This window comes from Pseudomonas sp. MOIL14HWK12:I1 (genome assembly GCF_000510705.1).
GTDB classification, from domain to species: Bacteria; Pseudomonadota; Gammaproteobacteria; order Pseudomonadales; family Pseudomonadaceae; genus Chryseomonas; species Chryseomonas oryzihabitans.
This window is the reverse complement of sequence record NZ_KI783307.1, coordinates 566,818-582,654: the sequence shown is the minus strand read 5'-3', so window position 1 is coordinate 582,654 and position 15,837 is coordinate 566,818. Positions and strand designations below refer to the sequence as shown.

Annotated in this window: 11 protein-coding genes; 8 read left to right on the top strand and 3 right to left on the bottom strand. The window is 60.7% G+C overall.

Going from position 1 to position 15,837, the window contains the following annotated elements; all coding sequences use genetic code 11:
• Positions 1-24: 24 nt before the first annotated feature.
• Together PSEK12I1_RS23755 and PSEK12I1_RS0112735 are read right to left on the bottom strand one after the other, a co-directional pair.
• On the bottom strand, positions 25-1,323 hold the full coding sequence (locus PSEK12I1_RS23755; RefSeq protein WP_037006965.1) for an MFS transporter: 1,299 nt from the start codon (positions 1,321-1,323) through the stop codon (positions 25-27).
• Positions 1,324-1,414: 91 nt separating this feature from the next.
• On the bottom strand, positions 1,415-2,728 hold the full coding sequence (locus PSEK12I1_RS0112735) for a CitMHS family transporter (RefSeq protein ID WP_027601758.1): 1,314 nt from the start codon (positions 2,726-2,728) through the stop codon (positions 1,415-1,417).
• Between the two features lie 319 nt (positions 2,729-3,047).
• Here PSEK12I1_RS0112735 and PSEK12I1_RS23750 point away from each other — a divergent pair, with 319 nt between their 5' ends.
• The 4 genes from PSEK12I1_RS23750 (at position 3,048) to PSEK12I1_RS0112715 (ending at position 8,929) form a co-directional block, all read left to right on the top strand.
• Complete coding sequence (locus PSEK12I1_RS23750) at positions 3,048-5,678, top strand: aconitate hydratase (protein WP_037007080.1); 2,631 nt, start codon at positions 3,048-3,050, stop codon at positions 5,676-5,678.
• The gene (gene prpF / locus PSEK12I1_RS0112725; RefSeq protein ID WP_027601757.1) at positions 5,675-6,823 is read left to right on the top strand and encodes a 2-methylaconitate cis-trans isomerase PrpF; all 1,149 of its coding nucleotides are present in this window, start codon (positions 5,675-5,677) and stop codon (positions 6,821-6,823) included. Before PSEK12I1_RS23750 ends, prpF begins: the two co-directional genes overlap by 4 nt.
• Positions 6,824-6,897: 74 nt before the next feature.
• The gene (locus PSEK12I1_RS0112720; protein WP_231500999.1) at positions 6,898-8,106 is read left to right on the top strand and encodes a lactonase family protein; all 1,209 of its coding nucleotides are present in this window, start codon (positions 6,898-6,900) and stop codon (positions 8,104-8,106) included.
• A 61-nt stretch (positions 8,107-8,167) separates the two neighbouring features.
• Positions 8,168-8,929, top strand: coding sequence for a transporter substrate-binding domain-containing protein (locus tag PSEK12I1_RS0112715; RefSeq protein ID WP_027601755.1), 762 nt, complete (start codon positions 8,168-8,170; stop codon positions 8,927-8,929).
• Here PSEK12I1_RS0112715 and PSEK12I1_RS24365 read toward each other — a convergent pair.
• Positions 8,913-9,836, bottom strand: a complete 924-nt coding sequence (locus tag PSEK12I1_RS24365) for an alpha/beta hydrolase (RefSeq protein WP_197027414.1) — start codon at positions 9,834-9,836, stop codon at positions 8,913-8,915. The genes PSEK12I1_RS0112715 and PSEK12I1_RS24365 overlap by 17 nt on opposite strands.
• Positions 9,837-10,259: 423 nt before the next feature.
• Between PSEK12I1_RS24365 and PSEK12I1_RS0112710 the strand changes: the two genes are divergently transcribed.
• The 4 genes from PSEK12I1_RS0112710 to PSEK12I1_RS0112695 are packed head-to-tail and all read left to right on the top strand — an operon-like array spanning position 10,260 to position 15,827.
• Positions 10,260-10,703: a hypothetical protein gene (locus tag PSEK12I1_RS0112710; protein WP_027597871.1), complete on the top strand. Its 444-nt coding sequence runs from the start codon at positions 10,260-10,262 to the stop codon at positions 10,701-10,703.
• Positions 10,696-11,328 carry a translesion DNA synthesis-associated protein ImuA gene (gene imuA / locus PSEK12I1_RS0112705; protein WP_027601754.1) on the top strand — a complete coding sequence of 211 codons (633 nt, stop codon included), beginning with the start codon at positions 10,696-10,698 and terminating at the stop codon, positions 11,326-11,328. Before PSEK12I1_RS0112710 ends, imuA begins: the two co-directional genes overlap by 8 nt.
• Positions 11,329-11,340: 12 nt before the next feature.
• Positions 11,341-12,756, top strand: coding sequence for a DNA polymerase Y family protein (locus PSEK12I1_RS0112700; RefSeq protein ID WP_027601753.1), 1,416 nt, complete (start codon positions 11,341-11,343; stop codon positions 12,754-12,756).
• Positions 12,753-15,827, top strand: coding sequence for an error-prone DNA polymerase (locus PSEK12I1_RS0112695; RefSeq protein ID WP_027601752.1), 3,075 nt, complete (start codon positions 12,753-12,755; stop codon positions 15,825-15,827). The genes PSEK12I1_RS0112700 and PSEK12I1_RS0112695 overlap by 4 nt, the downstream gene beginning before the upstream one ends.
• Positions 15,828-15,837 lie beyond the last annotated feature (10 nt).

The following is a 15,837-nucleotide window of genomic DNA, read 5'->3' as shown; positions in this document are numbered from 1 at the left end:
TCGAAGGGGCTCTAACACCGCCGCTTATTTGGTCAAGAGAATCGGCGCTGGAACCTTGGTTTCGTTCGCAACCGGCAGCATCGGCTTGCGCGTCATCGTCAGCGCGATCACCGCTCCCACAAGCAACAGGCTGCCGGCAATGATGAAGGCCGCGTTATAGCCGCCCGAAGCCTGGATCACATAGCCCGTCACAACGGGTGCGAGCATCCCAAAAAGGTTGCCGCCCATCACTACGAATGCTACAGCGCGACCCACGTCACCCGCACTGGGCAGCATGTCATTGAGCAGCGAGAAATTAAGCGAGGTCGTAGAGGCGATACCCGCGAGCGTAAGCGAGGAAATTGCCACCAGCCCGAATGTCGAGTCAGCGAAGGGAATCAGCAGGATGCAGCTGGCGATCAGCATAGACAGCGCAATGACGTTACGGCGTTTGCCCGAACTTACGCCACCACCCTTCTTAAGGTACAGGTCGCTGAGCTTGCCTAAACCGATGCATAGCACCACGGCCATGGCATAGGGAATGGCCGTCACGACGCCGCTCTTGGCCAAGGTTAAGTGGCGAGCCTCCTGCAGGTAGCTGGGGAGCCAGGTCAAGAACAGGTACTGGGTGTAGACGTTGCACCCCTGGGTCAGGGCGAGCCCCCACAGCGTGGGCGTTTTCAGTAATTTCTTCAGGCCGTAGCCTTTACCGGTCGCGGCACCTTTCTCGCCGTCGCGATGCTGAAGAATGTGGGCACGCTCCTGCTCACTCAGCCACCTGACGTCTTCGGGCTTGCCATAGAAGCAATACCAGGCAAGCAACCAAACAGCCCCAATGCCACCCGCGATCACGAACGACCATCGCCAACCGAGACTGGCAACCAATGCCGCCAACACGATCGAGCATATGGCCGGGCCAGCATAGGAGCCGCTATTGAACACAGCGGTCGTGGTACCGCGCTCAGTAGCGGGAATCCACTCGCGGATCACTTTGCCGCCAACTGGATTGCTGACTGCCTCACCAGCCCCCATCACCAAGCGTGCGGCAATCAGTGTAACGAAGCTAGAGGCCGCGCCCGTCAGCGCGGTTGCCGTCGACCACACCAGGATGCCCAGGCCACCGATGCGCTTGGCACCGTAGCGATCAATCAGCAGACCGACGGGAATCAGGAAGAGCGCATAGCTCCAGATGAACGATGAGAAGAGATAGCCCATGCCCACCGACGACAGATGAAACTCTTCGGCGATAGGCTTGGCTGCGATGGATAAAGCGATCCTGTCCATGTAGTTGATCATGGCCAGGGTGAAGAGAAAGACGCCAATCCAGGCTCTACGGTAACGCATGGGGAGTGACCCTCTTGTTTGAATGAGTTCCTACGCCTGAGACTGGCGAGAGTGACCGGCCAGGCCGCTGGGCCCTGGCCGGTTCGGACGTTCAGGTGCCGTGGTAGAAAGGAAACGCACCGAACAACAGCCCACCTGCCAATAGGCCGAAGCTTGCGAAGATCGCCCACTTCAAGGCGAAGCGTTGGTGATCGCCAAGATCGACCTTGGCCAAGCCCACCAGCAGGTACAGCGACGGCACGAGCGGACTTAATAAATGAACCGGCTGACCGACGACTGAAGCGCGGGCGATTTCGACAGAACTAATGCCGTAATTGGCGGCGGTCTGCGCAATGACCGGCAGGATCCCGAAATAGAAGGCGTCGTTCGACATGAAGAACGTGAACGGCAGGCTGACTAGCGCGGTGAACACCGCCAGGAAGGGGCCGAAGCTGTGAGGAATGACAGCCAGCAGTCCTTTCGCCATGGCGTCCACCATCCCGGTGCCTGACAGAATTCCGGTGAAGATACCGGCGGCGAAGATCACCGAAGTCACCGCGAGCACATTACCTGCGTGGCTTGCGATGCGCTCCTTCTGCTCTTCAATTCGCGGGTAATTGATCATGAGAGCGATAGCAAAGCTGACCATGAACAGCACCTGGATCGGCACGACCCCTGCCATCAACAGCCCCACCAGAACAAGCGTGAGGATTAGGTTCGGCCAGAACATGCGGGGACGGCGGTGCTGATCGCACTCTTCGGCAGAGCCATTACCCAGTGCTATGCCAGCACTGGACGTATCCAGCGTGACGATTCCAAGCCTATTCCGCTCACGTTTACCTAGCACGACTGCGGTAAAAATCAGGCACGCGCAGCCGATCAGCATCCCAGGCACCATAGGCAGGAAAATATCCATGGCGTCCACGTGGAGTGCGGCAGCAGCACGCGCAGTCGGGCCGCCCCAGGGCGTGATGTTCATGATGCCGCTGGCAATGTTCACCACGCAGGTCAGGCCGAGCACATTCATGCCGAGCTTCTGATAGAGCGGCAGGAAGGCTGCAACCGCAATCATGTAGGTAGTGGAGCTATCGCCGTCCAAGGACACTAAAAGTGTCAATACAGCAGTGCCCACGAGCACCTTGAGCGGATCGCCCTTCACGAGTTTGAGGATCGTCCGCACCAGGCCGTCGAACAGGCCCGCATCGATCATGATGCCGAAGTAAAGGATGGAGAACGTCAGCATGACGCCGGTGGGCGCCAGCGTCTTGATGCCATCTAGCATCATCTTGCCAAGCCCGGCGTAGAACCCACCGATGAGCGCGAAAATGATGGGTACCACGATCAAGGCGACAAGCGCTGACAAGCGCTTCGTCATGATCAGGTACATGAAACAGATGACCATCGAAAAGCCGAGCACAGTAAGCATGGCTAGCCCCTATTTTTGCGAATGGATGTCAGATTCGGACGGTAGGGAAAGCAATGCGCTTGCTTTCTCTGGCCACAAAACTCAATTCACACTCATAGCGGGCCACCGCATACAGATTGTATTTCATCATCATGCGCCTCAATTTTTATCATTGTTTTAGGTTGCAAAGGCATGAAATAGCGGGACTTTTTACCGATTACGACAGATTGCATCGTTCGTACGGCAAGCCAGCTCATTCGCCTCGACTGCATCCAGATTGACCTAGATAGCTATCGAGTGCAATATGGCCTCACAAAAACATGCCTGTGAGGTCGCTGTGATGAATGAGATTCGGAGTCAACACCTAGCTGCCAATGGCCGCGACTATCGTGTTGCGAACATTCGGGAGGCAGTGGCGTCAGTTGGCGGACACTTCGCCAAGATGCCTCTCTCCCTGCGCATCCTTGCGGAAAACATCCTGCGTACCGAGGCTGAGCCGATTGCTGCATTGAGCGTGGTAAGTCAGCGCGCGAAGGATCAGGACATTCCGTTCCGCCCTGCGCGCGTCGTACTGCAGGATCTGCTAGGTACACCCGCACTCGTAGACCTGGCAGGTCTGCGCGATGCCGTAGCAGAACGTGGCGGTGACCCCAGGCAGGTCAACCCCGTTACCCCTACGCACCTGGTTGTCGATCATTCTCTGAATGTCGAGCGCTGGGGCAATGCCAAGGCGTTAGCGGAAAACGAGGCAATTGAGCGCGAGCGAAATGCCGAGCGGTTTGCCTTCTTGGACTGGTGCAATAAGGCGTTCAACAACCTGTCCATCGTGCCGTCAGGCAATGGCATCCTTCATCAGATCAACCTAGAGCGCCTGACGACTGTCGTGGGCACCAAGGAGATCGACGGCGAGCTGTGGGCGTTTCCCGACACCCTAGTAGGTACTGATAGCCACACCACGATGATCAACGCCATCGGCGTTTTGGGCTGGGGCGTTGGCGGTATCGAGGCTGAAGCTGCGATGCTGGGGAAGGCCCTGATGATGCGTGTGCCAGAAATCGTCGGCGTACGATTGGAGGGGGCGCCGCCCAGTGGCTACGTCGCGACGGATATTTCTCTGGCCCTAACTGAGCTGCTGCGCAAGGCAGGGGTCATCGGTAGCGTGCTCGAATTCTTCGGCCCCGGGGTGAGCACCCTGTCGCTGTCTGATCGCGGCACCCTATCGAACATGGCTCCGGAATTCGGCGCCACCGCAGCGATGTTCGCAATCGACGAGCGCACCCTTCACTACCTGCGCTTGAGCGGCCGTGGTGGAGAGATTTCCGTCTTGACTGAGGCTTATGCCAAGCAACAGGGCCTGTGGCACGACACCTTGACCGAGGTGGAATACGACCGTGTCGTCACCCTGGATCTGTCTACGGTCGGTCGGGCTATCGCCGGCCCCAAGCAGCCCCACCAGCGCATTCTGCTAGGCAAAAAGGATCCTGCTACCTCGCTGCCGTCGGGTCTAGATAATGGTTCGGTAGTCATTGCCGCCATCACCAGCTGTACCAATACCTCGAATCCTCGGGGTGTGATTGCCGCCGCACTGGTAGCCCGCAACGCGCTGCGCCGCGGCCTGAAACGCGCACCTTGGGTCAAGACGTCCTTTGCCCCCGGCTCTAAAGTAGTCGCCGATTACCTTGAGCGCGCGGGTCTAAACAAGGATCTGGATCAGCTCGGTTTCAACGTCGTCGGTTACGGCTGTACGACGTGCAACGGCATGTCAGGCCCGCTGATCAACGAAGAGATCGAGAACGAGATCCGGACGCGCAAGCTGGAAACGGTGGCGGCCACTTCGGGCAATCGGAACTTCGAGGGGCGTGTACATCCGCTGGCGCGTGAAGTCTTCATCATGTCGCCGCCGCTCATCGTAGCCTACGCCCTGTCCGGTACCTATCTGATTGACCCAGAAAAGGATCCCCTCGGTACCGATAGCGAAGGCAAGCCAGTGTATCTGCACGAGCTCTGGCCAGCTGATGACGAGCTCGCCCGGATCGAAGAAGCCTCGCTTTCAGCAGATCTCTTCGATAAGGCTTACGAAAATATCCCACGCGAGGCTGGCCTGATCGCATCGGATCTTCGTGCTGGCGTCAGTGACCAGTATGCCTGGCAAGCCGACAGCACCTACATTCGCAAGCCCCCCTACTGGAGCGAAGCGCTCACCGCGTCCGTCCCGGAGAAAGACCTGCAAAAGATGCGCGCGCTGGTGATGCTGTCTGACAACATCACGACTGATCACATCTCGCCTTCCGGTGCCATTCTCCCCGACAGCGATGCCGGCACCTACCTCAAGAGTCACGGCATTGACGTTCCGGAATTCAACTCCTATGGCACGCGTCGGGGCAACCATGAAGCAGCGCAACGAGCGACCTTCGCCAGCCCACGGCTGAAGAACGAGATGCTTGCCGACGGTCGTGAAGGCCCCTGGGCCGTAGTGCTGCCGGAAAATCAGATCACTTCGGTTTTCGAGGCCGCTCAAACGTACGCGGCGCGTAAACAGCCGCTGATCGTCATCGCGGGCAAGGAATACGGCAGCGGCTCCTCTCGCGACTGGGCAGCGAAAGGTCCACGGCTGCTGGGCGTAAGGGTCGTCGTCGCCGAGAGCTTCGAGCGCATCCATCGTACCAACCTCGCAGGACTGGGCATTCTTCCGCTGCAATTCGAGACAGGCGTCTCGCGGCAAACCCTGGGCCTTACCGGGCGAGAGCTGTTCAGCGTGGAAGGCATCGATGAGCAATTCGTACCCGGCGCGAAGCTCACCTTGGTCGTCGAGCGAGAAGACGGCGAAGTGGAACGTGTCACCGTCACCAGCCGCCTGGACACCTTCGAGGACGTTCGTTACTTCCGACGGGGTGGCCTGCTGCCTCAGCTGTTGGTGGAGCGTCTGGAAAAGGCTGGCAAAACCGTTGCTCTTGAAGGAACTGCAAAATGACTCAACAACGTATCCCTGCCGTCTACATGCGTGGCGGTACCAGCAAAGGCGTTTTCTTCTTGGATAAGGACGTGCCGCCGGCCGGGCCGCAGCGTGACGCCTTCATGCTCCGGGTCATCGGCAGCCCCGACCCCTACGGCAAGCAGATCGATGGGATGGGTGCCGCTACGTCGAGTACCAGCAAGGTAGTGATCATTGGCAAGTCCGCCCGTGATGACGCTGACGTCGACTATCTGTTCGGTGCGCCCTCGATCGAAAATCCGGTCGTGGACTGGTCAGGCAACTGCGGCAACCTCAGTTCCGCGGTAGGCCCCTTCGCCATCGCCCAGGGCTTGGTTGACGCGCCTCGTGACGGCATCGCCACCGTACGGATCTGGCAGGTCAACATCCAGAAGCACATCATTGCACACGTGCCGATGCGCGATGGGGATGTCGTCGAGGAAGGGGACTTCGTACTGGACGGCGTCGCCTTCCCTGCGGCCGAAGTTGTCGTCGAGTTCATGCACCCTGGCGGCTCTGGTGGCAACATCCTGCCTACCGGCAACACCATCGATGAGCTCGACATTCCTGGGTTTCCAGCGTTGCCGGCCACCCTCCTCAATGCGGGCAATCCCACAATTTTTGTGGAGGCCGACCGGGTCGGGCTCGTAGGCACCGAGACTCAGGAGCAGGTCAACGGAAACACTGAGCTGCTTGCCCAGCTGGAAACCATCCGTGCCCACTGTACGGTGGCCATGGGCTTGGCCGCTACGCCGGAGGAAGCCACATCCCTGCGGCCACACACGCCCAAGCTCTGCCTCGTGGCAAAACCGGCCAGCTATGTGGCAGCCGGCGGAAAACAAGTAGAGGCCGCCGAGATAGACGTCATTGCCCGCATCGTCTCGATGGGCAAACTCCACCACGCCATCACGGGCACGGGTGCCGTCGCGGTTGCAGTCGCTGCGGCCCTGGAAGGGACGCTCGTCAATCGCATCGCGGGCGACATCGGTAATCGTCAGGTGCAGATGGGGCATACCGCAGGAACGGTCGCTGTCGGCGCCCAGACCCAGCAGATCAACGGCGCTTGGGTAGTGGAAAAAGCCGTGATGAGCCGCAGCGCTCGTCGCCTGATGGAAGGCTGGGTACTCCTTCCCGAACAGTACTGATCACACCAGCAGCCGGGCACCTGTTTGCCCGGCGCTGCTCATCACAAAAACAATAGCCGATGAGTACCTGAAGCATGTCGCAGACGCCTTTCAATCGTCGTCATTTCATTCGCCTGGCCAGCGCTGCAGCCGTCCTGTCCACGACTAGTCTGGCTTCCAGCCGCCTGCTCGCAGCCACCACACCGAGCGCTTCTTCTATGACAACCACTGCGCAAGCCGCCAAGTTCGTCTATGTCGGATCGCGTACCACGCGTGAGCGAAACGCGCGGGGAGCTGGCATCACGGTCTACCAATACGATGCCGAGACGGGTCAGGCGAAGTTGATTCAAACGGTCGAGGACGTGGTTAACCCGTCCTTCCTGTGCTTTGACCGCGAACAGACATTCCTCTTCTGTGTGCATGGCGATCAGCAGGAAGTCAGTGCCTTCGCGATCGACGGCAATACGGGCCAATTGTCGAAGATCAACACCGTCAGTTGCGAAGGTCGCAATCCGGTACATCTGTCGGTAGATCCAACCAATCATTTTCTCGCCATTGCCAACTATGCCACCGGCGCCATTGCGCTGATTCCATTTGGTGCGGACGGTAAGCTCGCTGCAGTGGCCGACCTGCAGAAGCTTCCAGGCGAGCCAGGGCCGCACCGGATCGAGCAAGCCAGTTCGCACCCTCACATGATCCCTTTCGATCCGTTCGGTCGCCATGTCGTAGTGCCGGACAAGGGCTTGGATGCGGTGTTCGTCTACCGGGTCGAAACCACCACGGACAAACCGAGCCTCGTCCAAACGAGCGTGGTGAAAACCCGCGAGTCAGCTGGGCCACGGCACGTAGTGTTCGCACCCAAGGGCCGCCCCTTCGCCTATGTGGTCAACGAGCTCGACAGTACCGTCACGGCCTATCGCTACGATGGCGAAAGTGGAGCATTGGCGGCCATACAAGTACTCCCCACCCTCCCCGATGACTTCACCGGATCCAGTCGTGCAGCAGCCATTGTCATGGCACCTAATGGCGAAACTCTCTACGTCTCCAACCGGGGACACGACTCGATCGCGATTTTCTCACTGGATTCGAAATCTGGTTGGCTCCAGGCCGTTGGATACCAGGCGAGCGGCGGGCGTAAACCACGCTTCATGACGATATCGCCGGATGGTCGTTTCGTATTCGCGGCTAACGAAGACAGCGACAACATCCAACGGCTTAGCGTGATACCTGAGGGGCGTCTGGACACCCCAAAAATCGCGATCAATACGGGCAGCCCGGTGTGCATGATTTTTAAAACCGCCTAGTCACCTGCCGACCCTCACGCGCGCCATACGGTGAGACGTCAGATAATCAAGGAGTACTGATGTGCATGATCTAGCACAGGTAAAGAGCGAATTGGCTCCTACTGGGGTCTTGAGGGTGGCCATCAACTTCGGCAATCCAGTCCTTGCGCAACCGGGGCCCCAAGGCGCGCCTAAGGGCGTATCTGTTGCCCTTGCCGAATGCCTGGCACAAGAAGTCAATCTCGACGTCGAGTTCATTACGTTTGATGCCGCAGGCAAGGTGTTCGGGGCCTTAGCAGAAAACGCTTGGAACATTGCTTTCCTAGCTATCGAGCCGGTGCGCGAGGCCCAACTTCATTTCAGTACTCCCTACGTTATCATTGAGGGCACCTACCTTGTGGCGAGCGGTTCCCGCTATCAGACGGCTGCAGATCTCGATCATGCGGAGGCTGTTATCGCTGTTGGCCGAGGGGCGGCGTACGACCTCTTTCTGAGTAGAACGCTCACCGCGGCACGGCTTGAGCGGGCTGACACCTCTGTAGCTGCTGTCGAGCTTTTTTGCGAGCAACGCCTTGATGCGGCTGCTGGAGTACGTCAGCCCCTTGATGCATTCGCGAAGGCCAATGCAGGTCTGCGGGTACTGAAGGATTCATTCACTTCGATTCAGCAGGCCATCGCGGTGCCACGCGGTAGAACGCTGGCGGCTGCCTATATCCAGGATTTTGTTGAGCGGCAGTTGAAAAATAACTTTGTCACGAAAGCGCTGTTACAGAGCGGCCAGGCTGACCTAAGCGCTAAGCGGAAGCCCGGCGTTATGAAGACCACCTCTAAAAAGCGCCTCTAAACCATTCGGTAATCAGGTCAACTACTGAAGGTTGAAACCAGTAGATATCCCCGTGACCGGCACCTTCGAGCAGGTAAAAATCGGCGCGATTTCCGCGTGCGACCAGTTCAGCGTGAAGCCGCTCCGACTGCATGGGTGATACGAGCTTGTCTGCTGTACCATGCATAATAAGGAATGGAGGCTTTTTTCCTTCCAAGTAACCCACAGGGCTGCATGAAATAGCCAACTCGGGATCATCCTGGATGCTTTTTCCAACATGATCACCAACCGTAAAGCCGTGTAAAAGTAGCGCCTCGGGCGAAGCTGGAGAAGCTTGTTTCACATGAGCGCGCTCGGTACCTGCAACATCTAGCAAAGAGGAAATCCCATATAAACTAGCTACCGCCTGCACAGCAGACGATTGATCAGGACAAGGTCCCTTATCAAATTTAGACTCATCGTTTGTCAGGCCAAGCATTTGGACAAGATATCCACCTGCAGAATTTCCCAAAGCGCCAATTCGAGCGGAATCGATGCCAAACTCTTGCGCGTGAGCGCGTAGATACCTAACGGCGGTCTTGGCGTCCTCTATCGGAGCCGGGTAGCGTTCTGGAAGGACGCGATACTGCGCGGCGGCAACCACAAATCCTCTTTGTGCTAAAGCGTATCGCAACTCGATGAACCTATCGTGATGACTGGAAATAAAGCCACCACCAGGAAAAAATATTATTGCAGGTTTGGGTCTGTCATTCCGCGGGATTAGGAGGGACATTTCGAGCTTGCGCACTGACCGAACATCCGTAACTTGAGAGTATACGACCCCTGAAAGATGATCGATTTGATCGCGAAGTGGTAGCTGGGGCAGCGGTATGATACGCGCACCAGATACCGATACTTTATGATTCATTTTCGCCTCATCATCAGACATATTTAATAACCATCTGCAGAATTAGTAAATATCATACAAGACTATCGTTGAAATTTATACATAAGAGACTACCAGACGCAACTCGCACAGGGCTTGTTTCTTGGGAACATCCTAAATACACACTCCGTTGCCCGAACGGTGGGTCGTTCAATCCTTATTTACTTAAATGGTGCAAGGTTTGCTGGGCGGAGAGTAGCCTACCTCCTTGCGCTATCAACACTTGCCGCTTCGCCTCTACCGTTCGTCGGTGTCAAGCTTGCTGGGAACCCTTTCGCTGATTACTGTCTATCCATACAGTACCCTGAAAGGAGGTCTATCCCATGTCCATTTCGCGCCCCATCCCTCGTCCCTGCCACGGTTGTCCCGGTCGTTCTGTCGAGTATCAGAAGGTCATGGCTTCAGGGACTGAGCAGGTGGGCCGCCATGGACATGCTTGGTGATGAGCAGGACAGCTTCGAACAGCAGCAGTCCCTCTTCCGTCCTACGGAGCTGATGTACTGCCGCAACCTCGTTGATCTGCTGACTGAAGAACTAGACCAGGTGCGTCAGTGCTTGGGGCAAGCCCAGCGCGCCAATCGTATTTTGGTTGCTGAGCGGGATGTCCTGACGGCGGAGGTACAGCGCCACCGACTGCGCTACATCCAGTTCGTCCAGGAAGAGAACCAGCGCCACGTACCCCGCGGTGACCGACTCATTCCGGACGACCGCGACGATCCCCTCTCACGCGCTCAGCGCCATATCCTGCGGCTGGAGTCGATGAACTCCGTCCTGCACGCTGACCTCTTCAAGGTACGCGCGCAGCTGCAGGTGCTGCTCACCGAGCGCGGCAGCACGCCGTCGGCGGCGACGGGGGTGCAGCATGGATAACGCGGCCACCAATGTCGTAGCGCTCGACTCCCTGCTCGATAGTCGCCGCGTATGGCGCGGGCAGAGTCCTCATGTCGACGACGCCAGCACCCAGCCAACCGGGCACTCGGCGCTCGACGCCCAGCTACCCCTCGGCGGTTGGCCTTATGCAGCGCTCACCGAAATATTAAGCGCCCGACCGGGCCTGGGTGAGCTGATGCTCGTATGGCCAACGCTGGCGCGCCTCACCGCCGCCGGCGAACGAGTGGTGCTGATTGCCCCTCCCTACTTGCTCTATCCGCACGCCTGGCTACAGGCCGGCGTCGATCTTGGCCGGCTGAGCATCATCGAGGTGCAGGGCAAAGACGTGCTGTGGGCGGCAGAGCAGTGCCTGCGCTCCGGTAGCTGTGGTGCGGTGCTCTGCTGGCCAAGCCGTGCGGACGATCGCGCGCTGCGCCGGCTGCAGGTGGCTGCAGAGACCGGGCAAACCCTGGCCTTTGCGTTCCGCCACCAGCGCGAGGCGGTCAACGCGTCACCTGCAGCGCTACGCCTGGTCCTCGAGGGTTCACCTCAGCAATTGCGGGTGCTCAAGTGCCGCGGCGGCAACCCACCGGCAACGGCGCTTGCGCATCGGGTCTGGCATTGAGGGACGACTGCCATGAAATGGGCCTGCATTTTTTTCCCGCAGTTCGCGCTGGACGGTGTGCTGCGCAACTGTCCTGACCCGGACGAGGCTCTGGTACTGCTCCACGGGCCTATCCAGCGACGGATCATCAAGGCGGCAAATGCTGCGGCGCTGGCGCTTGGGCTACGGCCAGAGATGACGTACACCGCTGCCCAGGCGATCTGCCCGCAGTTTGCGACAGTGGAGTACGACGAGGCGGCACTAAGGCGCCAGCACGAGCTCCTCGCCGCCTGGGCCTATGGGTTCAGCTCCCAGGTGAGCCTGCACTTCGCTGACGCCTTGGTGCTCGAGGTGCAGTCGAGCCTGCCACTCTTCGGCCCGTGGCCCCGATTCGAGGCGCGCCTACGTCAGGAGCTCACAGCTCTGGGGTTCGGCCATCGGATCACCCTGGCACCGAACCCGGTCGCCGCCCGAGTGTTGGCCAACGCCGGCGACAGCCTGGCGGTTCGGGACGATGCCGGCCTGGCCAGCGCGTTGCGCACGCTGCCGGTGGCGCTTCTGGGCTTCGAGCCTGAGATCGTCCAGGCCCTGGGCCGCATGGGACTGCGCCAGCTGAACCAGGTGCTAGCGCTGCCCCGGGCGCAGCTCGCACGGCGCTTCCCCCTGAGCCTGCTCAATCACCTCGATCAAATGCTGGGCAGCAAGGTCCTGCCCCTGGAGTTTTTCCTGCCCCCGACCACCTTCAGGCTGCGGATCGAGCTCAACTTCGAAGTCGAGTCGACGCAGGCCCTGTTGTTCCCGCTGCGCCGACTGACCTCGGACCTGGCCACCTGTCTCGCCGGCCGAGACATGGGTGCCCAACGCTTCACCCTGCGTCTCGAACACCGTGAGGCGCCGACAACCGAGATCGTGGTAGGTCTGCTTGCACCCGAGCGGGACCCTGCGCTGCTGTTCGAATTTGCCCGGGGCCGCCTGGAGCCCACCCAGGTGGTAGAGCCGGTACTCGCGATTGGCCTGGTCGCTGACGAGTTGCCCTCGTTCGTCCCTCAGCACCGCGGCCTATTTGATGAGCGCCCGCAACAGACGGTGAGCTGGGAGCAACTGCGTGAGCGGCTGCGGTCGCGCCTGGGCGACGACGCGGTCTATGCGGTGGGCGCCCAGAGCGATCACCGACCGGAGCGGGCCTGGCGGCGCGATACGCCGTCTCTGGCACTCCAGGCATTGGGACCGAATCGACGGCCGGGTTGGCTGCTGCCGGCGCCGGAGCCGCTGGATGTCGATCAGTCACGGGTCCTAAGCGGACCGGAGCGGATCGAGAGCGGGTGGTGGGACGGTGAGGATGCCCGTCGGGACTACTACGTGCTCGAACTCGCAGACGGGCGTACGGCCTGGGCTTTCCAGTCGCAGGCGGAGGGGGCTGGCTGGTGGGTGCAGGGGTGGTTCGCGTGACACCCGGCTATGCGGAGCTGCACTGCCTGTCGAACTTCAGCTTCCAGCGCGGTGCCTCAAGCGTCGATCAGCTGTTCGAGCGGGCCAAGGCCAAGGGCTATGAGGCGCTGGCCATCACTGACGAGTGCACCCTCGCCGGCATCGTGCGGGCCTGGCAGGCATCGGAGAAGCATGACGTCCGGCTGATCGTCGGCGCGGAACTTCAGGTCGCCCAGGGCCCCAAGCTCGTGCTGCTGGTGGAAGACCTGCAGGGCTACCAGCAGCTGTGCCGGCTGATCACCCTCGCCCGCCGGCGGGCGGACAAAGGCAGCTACCGGCTGCTGCGCGAGGACCTTGGCCAGGTCGCTGGCCTTGTCGCGCTCTGGGTACCGGAGCGGAACGGGGAAGCGGAGTCGGTGCGTTGGTTGCTGGAGGTGTTTCCTGACCGGCTGTGGATCGCCGCCGAGCTCCACTTCGACCAAGACGACAAGGTGCGGCTGCAGCAGCTCCAGGAACTGGGAGCGGCCTTAGGCATAGGGCTGGTCGCCGCCGGCGACGTGCACATGCACTGCCGCGGGCGCCGGGCACTGCAGGACACCATCACCGCGATTCGCCATCACGTCCCGGTGGCGGAAGCTGGCCAGTTGCTCTTCCCGAACGGGGAGCGTCATCTGCGTACCCGTGAAGCCTTGGCACGCTGCTATCCGCCCGAGCTGCTGGAGGAAACCCTGCGCATCGCCGAACGCTGCACCTTCAACCTGGCTGAGCTGCGCTACCAGTACCCCAGCGAAGTGGTTCCGGAGGGACACACCGCCACCAGCTGGCTACGTGTGCTGACCGAGGAAGGCTGCGCCTGGCGTTGGCCGGAGGGTCTATCAAATCGCTTGCACGCTCAAATCGAGAAGGAACTGCAGCTGATCGCCGACAAGGCATACGAGAGTTACTTCCTGACAGTGCACGACATCGTCCGCTTCGCACGGCAGCAGGGGATCCTCTGCCAGGGGCGCGGCTCGGCCGCGAACTCTGCAGTCTGTTTCGCCCTGGGCATTACCGAGCTGGATCCAACCCGGATCAACCTGCTGTTCGAGCGATTCATCAGCCACGAGCGCGATGAGCCGCCGGACATCGACGTCGACTTCGAGCATGATCGCCGGGAAGAGGTCATCCAGTACATCTTCCGCCGGTACGGCCGGCAGCGCGCCGCCCTCACCGCGGTGGTGTCCACCTATCACGCCGCGGGCGCTGTGCGGGACGTGGCCAAGGCCCTGGGCTTACCGCCAGATCAGATCACCGCGCTGGCGGACTGCTGTGGTCGTTGGACCGACAACCTGCCGCCGCCGGAGCGTCTCCGCGAGTCTGGCTTCGATCCTGATAGCCCCCTCCTTCACCGGATCCTGGTGCTCACCGGCGAGCTGATCGGATTCCCTCGGCACCTGTCGCAGCACCCGGGCGGTTTCGTCATCGCCGACCAGACGCTGGATACCCTGGTACCGGTCGAGAACGCGGCCATGGAAGGACGCACTGTCATCCAGTGGGACAAGGACGACCTTGATGCCATGGGCCTGCTCAAGGTCGACATCCTCGCCCTGGGCATGCTCAGCGCCCTACGCCGCTGCTTCGACCTGGTCAAAGGCTACCGAGGCGAGGAGCTGACGCTGGCCACCGTCCCCCAGGAGGACAAGCCGACCTACGCCATGATCAGTCGGGCCGATACGCTCGGGGTGTTCCAGATCGAATCACGCGCCCAGATGGCCATGCTGCCGCGGCTGAAGCCACAGACCTTTTACGATCTGGTGATCGAGGTGGCCATCGTCCGGCCGGGCCCCATCCAGGGAGGGATGGTTCACCCGTACCTGCGCCGGCGGACGGGCCAGGAAGAGATCAGTTACCCGCCGGCGCTGGAGCGCGTCTTCGGCCGAACCCTGGGCGTCCCGCTGTTCCAGGAGCAGGTGATGGAGCTCGCCATCCTCGCTGCCGATTACACCCCCGGCGAGGCCGATCAGCTGCGGCGCAGCATGGCGGCCTGGAAGCGCCATGGCGGGCTTGAGCCGCACCGGGAGCGGCTCACCTCGCGCATGCTCGCCAACGGCTACACCGCCGAGTACGCCGCGGACATCTTCCGGCAGATCGAGGGGTTTGGCAGCTACGGCTTTCCCGAATCTCATGCGGCCAGCTTCGCCCTGCTCACCTATGCGAGCTGCTGGCTCAAATGCCATGAGCCGGCGGCCTTCGCGGCGGCGTTGATCAATTCATACCCCATGGGCTTCTACAGCCCAGACCAGATCCTGCAGGACGCCCGGCGCCATTGGTTGCAGACCCTGCCGGTAGACGTGACCTGCAGCGACTGGGATTGCAGCCTTGAGGATGTCGCGGATACCCCGCAACCGGCGATCCGGATGGGGCTGCGGATGGTGTGCGGCCTGGCCGAGAAAGCTGGGCGCGCGGTTGAGCAGGCCCGCCGACAGCGGTCATTCAGCGATGTCACTGATCTGTGCCTGCGCGCCGGTCTCGATGCCAAAGCCCGGGAGTGCCTGGCGGATGCGGGCGCACTCAAAGGCTTGGCGGGACATCGATTCCAGGCCCGCTGGGCGATGGCTGCGATCGAGCCCCAGCTGCCGCTCTTTGCTGAGGGTGCGGTGGTTGAGGAGGAAATCCAGGAGCTGGTCGCGCCGACCGTGGGCGAGGACCTCTATTCGGACTATGCCTCATTGGGTACCACCCTGGGCCCCCACCCACTCACGCTGCTGCGGCCGGAGCTTTCAGCCCGGCGGCTGATGAGCTCGCATGAGCTGAAGGAGCGGCGCCACGGCCAGCCGGCCCGGGTCGCTGGCCTGGTAGTCGGCCGGCAGCGGCCCGGTACGGCCAGCGGCGTGACCTTCGTGACGCTGGAGGACGAGTATGGGATGGTCAACGTGGTCGTGTGGCGCACCCTGGCGGAGCGCCAGCGGCGTGAGCTGGTGGCCTCACAGCTGCTGCGGGTAGATGGCACCGTCGAAACAAGGGACGGTGTACTGCATGTAGTGGCGGGCCGACTGGAGGACATCAGCGAGCTGCTTCAGGGGCTGGATACACGCAGTCGAGATTTTCGCTAATGGCAAATCT